The sequence below is a fragment of the Bradyrhizobium sp. 2TAF36 genome (genome assembly GCF_052114925.1).
Taxonomy (GTDB): domain Bacteria; phylum Pseudomonadota; class Alphaproteobacteria; order Rhizobiales; family Xanthobacteraceae; genus Bradyrhizobium; species Bradyrhizobium barranii.
On the sequence record NZ_JBFRFR010000167.1, the window covers coordinates 1 to 7,095 of the forward strand.

The window sequence follows — 7,095 nt, forward strand, 5'->3', positions numbered from 1 at the left end:
TCTTTGAGCGCCTCGTGGCCAATGGAAAGCCGAAGCTCGTTGCCCTGATCGCCGTCGCCCGCAAGCTGCTGACCATCCTCAATGTCATGATCAGGACGAAAACACCATGGCAACCCGCTTGACAGCGAACACAGTCGCTCACCCGTCTCACCGCTGCGCGGCGAGCCACCCTCCCCTACAAGGGGGGGAGGGAAAAAGGCCCCTCAATCCAGCTTCGCGTCCATGCCCCGCTTCACCGCGGGACGCTCCATCAGCGCCTCATACCAGCGCTTGACGTTGGGAAAATCGGCCAGCTCAACCTTGTGGCGAGGGTGGCGCCAGGCCCAGCCCAGGATGGCAAAATCGGCAACCGAGAGGTCGCCGGCGACGAAGTCGYGGGCCTCCAACCGGCGGTCCAGCACGCCGTAGAGCCGGCGCGTCTCCGCCATGTAGCGCTTCAGGCCATAGGCGCGATCCTGCTCGTTCTCGAGCGCGATGAAATGGTGCACCTGGCCGGGCATCGGGCCGAAGCCGCCCATCTGCCACATCAGCCATTCATAGACGGGGATGCGCCCGGCAAGCGATTTCGGCAGGAATTTGCCGGTCTTTTCGCCGAGATAGAGCAGGATCGCACCGGACTCGAAGATGCTGACGGGCTTGCCGTCCGGCCCCTCGGGGTCGACGATCGCGGGGATCTTGTTGTTGGGGCTGAGCTTCAGGAAGCCCGGCGCCATCTGCTCGCCCTTGGTGATGTTCACCGGCACCACCTTGTAAGGCAGCCCCATTTCCTCCAATGCGACCGAGATCTTGCGGCCGTTCGGCGTGTTCCAGGTGTGCAGCTCGATGGTCATTCAGGCATTTCCTTCCCCGAGATATCTGGCATCCAACTACTCCAGAAGGTTGCACCCCCACAACTGGCGGACCGGGATGGCCGGTCCCTGTTGACTCGACCGGTCCCCTCTGGAATGTCGCGGCCGTCGCGGATAAATTCCGCCACCTCCAAAAAGCCCCGAGGGACCGCCGTGTCGAAATCTGCCTCCCGCGCCCGCCTGTTCGAAATCATCCGCCGGCGCTCCTTCGGCCGCGGTGACGTCACGCTCGCGTCGGGCCGCAAGAGCGATTTCTACTTCAACCTCAAGCCGACCATGCTCGACCCCGAGGGCGCGACCCTGCTCGCCGAGCTGACCTATGAGGCGCTGAAGGACGACCAGCTCGACTTCATCGGCGGGCTTGAGATGGGCGCGGTGCCGCTGGCCGGCGCGCTGGCGCAGATCTCCTGGATCAAGGGCCATCCGATCGCGGCGTTCTTCGTGCGCAAGAAGCCGAAGGAGCACGGCGCGAAGCTCGCGATCGAAGGCCTGCCCAAGGGCGAGACGCTCGAAGGCAAGCGTGTCGTGATCGTCGAGGACGTCACCACCACCGGCGGCTCGGCGATGAAGGCGGTGGAATCCGTACGCGAGACCGGCGCCGAAGTGGTGCTGGTGCTGACCATGGTCGACCGCGAGGAAGGCGCCACCGATACGTTTGGCGCGGCCGGCCTGCCGTTCCGCTCGCTGTACAAGGCGTCGGAGTTCTTGAAGGCTTAAGGCCGCGAGACAGTCCTGGCCGTCCATRCCCGGGCGTTGCCCGGAAGCAACCATCCGCCGGAAGCTGTGCCCGGCCTTGAAGAGGTCACGGCCTCGACTTGAAATCGCCTCCGCTCAACTGCTCATTTACCATCCAGCACTATGGTGAATCATGTGCCGAGACCTCGGAAGGTTCCGGCCGGTTCAGTAGCGTCGGAGTGAGCATTGCGTACAGCCTTGTCCCATGCGCGTCGCGCGATGCTTGTGGCCGCCAGCCTGGCGGCCCCGCTGCTTGCAGCTCCAGCCCCGGCTTCGGCCGAAGGCCTGTTCGACTTCTTCTTCGGCGGAATGCAGCGGCCCCGGCCGCAGCGTGAGGTTCCGCAGCAGTCGAACTCCTTTGCCGATCCCTTCGCCAGCCAGCAGAATCCCGCAAACCCGCAATATGTGCCCCCGACACGCGCGGCGGCGGCCGGCGGCTCCGGCCCGGCCTTCTGCGTGCGCACCTGCGACGGCAAATATTTTCCGCTGATGCGCGGCCTCGCCTCGCCCGCCCAGATGTGTCAGGCGTTCTGTCCTGCCACCACGACAAAGGTCTATTTCGGCTCTTCGATCGACGGCGCCGCTTCGCAGACCGGCGAGCGCTACGCCGACAGCGAAAACGCGTTCGCCTATCGCAAGGCGCTGCGTGCCGACTGCACCTGCAACGGCCGTGAGCCGGTCGGCCTCGCCCCGGTCGATCTCGCGCTGGATTCCTCGCTGAAAGCCGGCGACGTGATCGCGACCAGCGACGGCCTCGTCGCCTATACCGGCATCCGCGTCGGCAATGACCAGGCTGCGGACTTCACGCCGGTTGCCTCCTACCCCGGCCTCACCGCGCAGGTCCGCGCGCGGCTTGGCGAGATGAAGGTGGCACCGGTGCGCGCGGAGACGGTCGCAGCAGATGCGCCGGCCTCAGTCGAGATCGTGCGCGAGGCACTGCCTGACGTGACGGTGCCGAAGACCCCTGCACAGAAGCCGGCGAAGCGGGCGGGGCTGGACTAAGCCCCAACTAAATCAAAGTCGTCATTGCGAGCGCAGCGAAGCAATCCAGTCTGCCACCGCGGACAGATTCTGGATTGCTTCGCTACGCTCGCAGTGACGGAGGGTGCTGCGTCATCTCCCGATGATCACCCCGATCACGTTCGGCGCCGCCAGATATTTCTCCTCGATCGCCGCGCGCGCGGCGGCGCGGTTTTCCTGAGTCAGCAGGCCGCGCTTCTCGGCCAGGATCATCCAGCAGAAGCCCCACCAGTCGGTGAGCATGCCCGCCTCGCCGATGAGATCGTAACCCTGCTCGGCTGCGAAGATGCGCGCATGCGCTTCGTCCAGCGTGTCGAGGAACAGATGATCCTCGGTCGAGAACAGATCGTCGCTGACGTCGTCGATGGTGTAGCCCCAGATCGACTGGCACACCGCGTTGAACTCGCGGTCGAACTGGTCGTCATCGACCGCGTAGCGCCGCGCGGCCTGATGCAGCCGCGACAGCGAGCGCGCGAAATCGGCGATCCGGGTGAGGGCAAATTGATCAAAGGCGATGGTGGACATGTAGTCCTCGCAAAGTCTGACGGACGCTAGATATTGTGTCGGCAACGCGCCGAATCACAATGATATATCAAAGACTTGCTAAAGTGTTCTTAATTTGTTCCAGAACAGGGGACAAAGTCCGGCTGGCGGAATCGAAAGGGGTCGCCTCGCAGCGACCCCTTTGCCGGTTGCAATCGTGTTCGGGATGAAATCCAGCCCCGGCAATTTGGCAAGTTAGAGGTACCTATGGACTTAGGCGATTCCGGATAAGTACTGGACGTAGTCCTGTCCTATTTTCCGTTGACGTGCCCGATGGATCCGGTTGGCACGAGGCCGCGATCTCAATAACAGCGCGAGGCCGCAATGGCGTGGACGCGGCGGTCACCGAGCAGATGGGCGACAAAGCCATTGCTGGGAAAGATCTTTGCGAACGCGGCATCGCGGATGCTGAGACCGCCGGCATAGGCGCCGAAGGCAGGCATCACGGCGCGCATCCCGTCACTGGCGAAGCAGCGGCGTTCCATCGAGCGGCCGCGTGCGGAGACGCGCGCCTTCGGATGCAGATGGCCGGCGATCTCGCCGCGCGCACCTGTTGGCTCATGACGGAAGGTGATCGGGCCGATCGCGACTTCGTCGGCGATGGTCCCGCCGAGATCGCGCGGCAGCATGGGATCGTGATTGCCCGAGATCCAGATCCAGTCGCGGCCGGTCTGGAGTGCGGCAACAGCATCGCGATCGTCGGACGACAACCGCTCATGCGCGGTTCGGTCGTGAAAGCTATCGCCGAGCGCGATGACCGTTCGGGGATTATGGCGGGAGATGACAGCAGCGAGACGGCTCAGCGTTGCCAACGTATCGTAAGGCGGCAGCAGCACACCGCGCGTGGCGAAGCTGGACCCCTTCTCCAGATGCAAATCGGAGACGACGAGCAGGCGCTGCTCTTCCCAGAACAGCGCACCGGAGAGATCGGCGTGGAGCGCGATGCCAGCCACATCCAAAGTGCGTGTCGATGAGATCGATAGCGCCACTTGCTCCGTCATGGCCGGGCTCGTCCCGGCCATCCACGTTCTTGCCGCGGAAGCAAAGACGTGGATGCCCGGGTCAAGCCCGGGCATGACGATGTGGATGGAGTTGCGCGCACCACTGGTAAAATTCTCTACGACATCGCCTCTTTGACCAGCTCGTCGGCGGCTTCCGCCAGGAGCTCGTCACCAGCTTCGCCATAGACTGACTCGCGGCCGATTTCCAGCATCACGGGGACGGCGAGCGGCGAGACGTGATCGAGTTCCCGATGCGTGATACGACCCTGGATGCGGGCAAGCATGGCGCCGAGACGGCGCAGGTCGAGCAGCCCGGTGGCGGCATCGGCACGGGCGGCGCGCAGCAACACGTGATCGGCCTGGTGCTTGCGCAGGACGTCGTAGACGAGATCGGTCGAGAACAGCACTTGGCGGCGGCTCTTGTCCTCGCTGGTGAAGCGCCGCTCGATCAGGCCGGAGATCAGCGCGCAATTGCGGAAGGTGCGCTTCATCAGCGCGGATTCCGCGAGCCAGGCTTCGAGATCGTCCCCGAGCATGTCCGGGTTGAACAGCGCGTCGAGATTAAGCTCGCCGTTGCGGATCATGAAGGAGGCATCGCCAAGCCCCCAGATCGCCACCGCATATTCATTGGCGACGAAGCCGAGCGGCCGGGCGCGCATCCGCTCCAGCCGCCGCGTCAGCAGCATGCCCAGCGTCTGGTGCGCGAGCCGGCCCTCGAAGGGATAGCAAATGAGATAATGCTTGTTGCCGCGTGGAAAGGTCTCGACCAGCAGCTCGCGCACGCCGGGCACACGTGAGATGTCTTTCTGCAACGACAGCCAGTCGCGCACCTGCTCAGGCAGACCGTTCCATGCACGGCGGTCGTCGAGCAGGCGCCGCACGCGCTCGGCAAGATAGGTCGAGAGCGGAAATTTGCCACCCATATAGGACGGCACTTTCGGGTCTTTGTCGTTGGCGCGGGAGACATAGACCTGGTCCTCGGCCAACGCCTCATAGCGCACGACTTCGCCGCCGAACACAAAGGTGTCGCCGGCGGTCAGGCCCTCGATAAAATATTCCTCGATTTCGCCGAGCACGCGGCCGCCGCGCGCGATGGCGCCGGTCGAGCCGCTGCCGGTGGAGCGCCCACGAACGAGCCGCACCTTCAGCATCGGCTCCTCGACGATGGTGCCGACATTGAGACGATAGCTCTGCCGCACCTTTGGATTGGCAACGCGCCAGCGCCCCTGCTTGTCCTGCTTGATGCGGGCGAAGCGTTCATAGGTCTTCAGCGCGTAGCCGCCGGTGGCAACGAAATCGACGACGTCGTCGAAATCCTGCCGGGCGAGATCTGAGTAAGGCGCAGCCGTGAGCACCTCGCCGTAGAGATCATCGCTCAGAAACGGCTCGCCGCAGGCGCGGCCGAGCACGTGCTGGGCCAGCACGTCGAGTGCGCCGGTGCGCAAGGGTGGCGTATCCTGCGCATTCTCGGCGATCGCATCGATCGCGGCGCGGCACTCCAGCACCTCGAACCGGTTGGCCGGCACCAGCACCGCGCGCGAGGCCTCATCAAGGCGGTGATTGGCGCGGCCGATCCGCTGCATCAGACGCGAAGAGCCTTTTGGCGCGCCAATATTGACGACGAGATCGACATCGCCCCAGTCAACGCCGAGGTCGAGCGAGGAGGTGCAGACCACGCCGCGCAGTCTGCCCGCCGACATCGCGTCCTCGACCTTGCGGCGCTGGGCGACGTCGAGCGAGCCGTGATGCAGTGCGATCGCGAGGTTGTCGTCGTTCATGCTCCAGAGATTCTGGAACAGCATCTCGGCCTGGCTGCGGGTGTTGACGAAGACGAGCGTGGTCTTGTTGGCCTTGATCAGCTCGTAGATTTCGGGAAGCGCGTGGCGCGCGCTGTGACCGGCCCAGGGCAGGCGCTCGCGCGTATCCAGCATCTCGACCAGCGGCGGCGCGGCACCGCCGGCGACGACAATGTCGGCGGCCGCCTCCTTCCCGCCGGGCTGCGGCACCAGGAAGCGCGCAAGCTGGTCCGGCTCGGCCACGGTCGCCGACAGGCCGATCGCGCGCAGCTGCGGCGCCAGCCGCCAGAGCCGCGCCAGACCCAGCGAAAGCAGATCGCCGCGCTTGGACGTCACCAACGCGTGGAGCTCGTCGAGCACGATGCGCTTCAAGGAGGAGAACAGGAACGGCGCGTCGTCGGAGGAGAGCAGCAGCGCGACCTGCTCAGGCGTCGTCAACAGGATGTCGGGTGGATAGCGCCGCTGGCGCTGCCGCCGCGACACCGGCGTGTCGCCGGTGCGGGTCTCGACCTTAACAGGCAGCCCCATCTCCGCAATCGGCCGCTCAAGATTGCGGGCGATATCGACGGCGAGCGCTTTCAGCGGCGAGATGTAGAGCGTGTGCAGGCCATCGCTGCGGCGAACATCGCGGCCGGTGGATACGAGGCTTTGCTTCGCCCTTCCGTCCCGTCCGACCGGCTGCGTCGAGAGCTCCACCAGCGTCGGCAGAAATCCCGCCAGCGTCTTGCCCGCGCCGGTGGGCGCGACCAGCAGTGCGGAACGATCCTCGCGCGCCTTGTCCAGCAGCGCGAGCTGATGCTCACGCGGCGACCAGCCGCGGGCCGCGAACCACGCCTGGAAGCGGTCGGGCAGCAGCGTGGCCGGCTCGGCCGGGATTTTGAGGATGCGGGGCGGCACGGCATCACAGGTAAGCCGTGGGGGTGGGTTCGTCGAGGGGTGGGGACGTGAATAGCGGGGCGCCGCTTTTCCCTCTCCCCTTGCGGGAGAGGGTGGCTCGCCGCGACAGCGGCGAGACGGGTGAGCGACTGTGTTCGCTGTCAAGCGGGTTGCCATGGTGTTTTCGTCCTGATCATGACATTGAGGATGGTCAGCAGCTTGCGGGCGACGGCGATCAGGGCAACGAGCTTCGGCTTTCCATTGGCCACGAGGCGC

6 protein-coding genes and 2 pseudogenes are annotated in these 7,095 nt (G+C 65.1%); 3 read left to right on the forward strand and 5 right to left on the reverse strand.

What is annotated here, in order from left to right:
* Window positions 1–122 (forward strand): annotated as a pseudogene (locus AB4Z51_RS43530) (IS110-like element ISMex17 family transposase); the annotation flags it as partial.
* 81 nt (window positions 123–203) lie between these two features.
* Here the strand turns inward: AB4Z51_RS43530 and AB4Z51_RS43535 are convergent.
* Window positions 204–830, reverse strand: coding sequence for a glutathione S-transferase family protein (locus tag AB4Z51_RS43535; protein WP_441499634.1), 627 nt, complete (start codon window positions 828–830; stop codon window positions 204–206).
* A gap of 171 nt (window positions 831–1,001) precedes the next feature.
* Between AB4Z51_RS43535 and pyrE the strand changes: the two genes are divergently transcribed.
* Both pyrE and AB4Z51_RS43545 read left to right on the forward strand, forming a co-directional pair.
* Complete coding sequence (gene pyrE, locus AB4Z51_RS43540) at window positions 1,002–1,565, forward strand: orotate phosphoribosyltransferase (protein ID WP_014491354.1); 564 nt, start codon at window positions 1,002–1,004, stop codon at window positions 1,563–1,565.
* Window positions 1,566–1,802: 237 nt separating this feature from the next.
* Entirely contained in the window at window positions 1,803–2,585 is a 783-nt protein-coding gene (locus AB4Z51_RS43545) for a DUF2865 domain-containing protein (protein ID WP_071909165.1), read from the forward strand.
* A 111-nt stretch (window positions 2,586–2,696) separates the two neighbouring features.
* Here the strand turns inward: AB4Z51_RS43545 and AB4Z51_RS43550 are convergent, their stop codons facing one another.
* The 4 genes and pseudogenes from AB4Z51_RS43550 to AB4Z51_RS43565 all read right to left on the reverse strand — a co-directional run.
* Window positions 2,697–3,128, reverse strand: coding sequence for a hypothetical protein (locus tag AB4Z51_RS43550; RefSeq protein WP_014491352.1), 432 nt, complete (start codon window positions 3,126–3,128; stop codon window positions 2,697–2,699).
* A 320-nt stretch (window positions 3,129–3,448) separates the two neighbouring features.
* Window positions 3,449–4,147: a ligase-associated DNA damage response endonuclease PdeM gene (gene pdeM, locus AB4Z51_RS43555; RefSeq protein WP_441499635.1), complete on the reverse strand. Its 699-nt coding sequence runs from the start codon at window positions 4,145–4,147 to the stop codon at window positions 3,449–3,451.
* 116 nt (window positions 4,148–4,263) lie between these two features.
* Window positions 4,264–6,840 (reverse strand): ligase-associated DNA damage response DEXH box helicase, encoded by a 2,577-nt coding sequence (locus AB4Z51_RS43560; protein ID WP_441499636.1) that lies wholly within the window; start codon window positions 6,838–6,840, stop codon window positions 4,264–4,266.
* A 140-nt stretch (window positions 6,841–6,980) separates the two neighbouring features.
* Window positions 6,981–7,095 (reverse strand): annotated as a pseudogene (locus AB4Z51_RS43565) (IS110-like element ISMex17 family transposase); the annotation flags it as partial.

Excerpts from the sequence above, each read along its gene's own strand:
- AB4Z51_RS43550 (WP_014491352.1), bottom strand. The coding sequence starts at position 3,128 with ATGTCCACCATCGCCTTTGATCAATTTGCCCTCACCCGGATCGCCGAT.
- pdeM (WP_441499635.1), bottom strand. The coding sequence starts at position 4,147 with ATGACGGAGCAAGTGGCGCTATCGATCTCATCGACACGCACTTTGGAT.
- AB4Z51_RS43545 (WP_071909165.1), top strand. The coding sequence starts at position 1,803 with ATGCTTGTGGCCGCCAGCCTGGCGGCCCCGCTGCTTGCAGCTCCAGCC.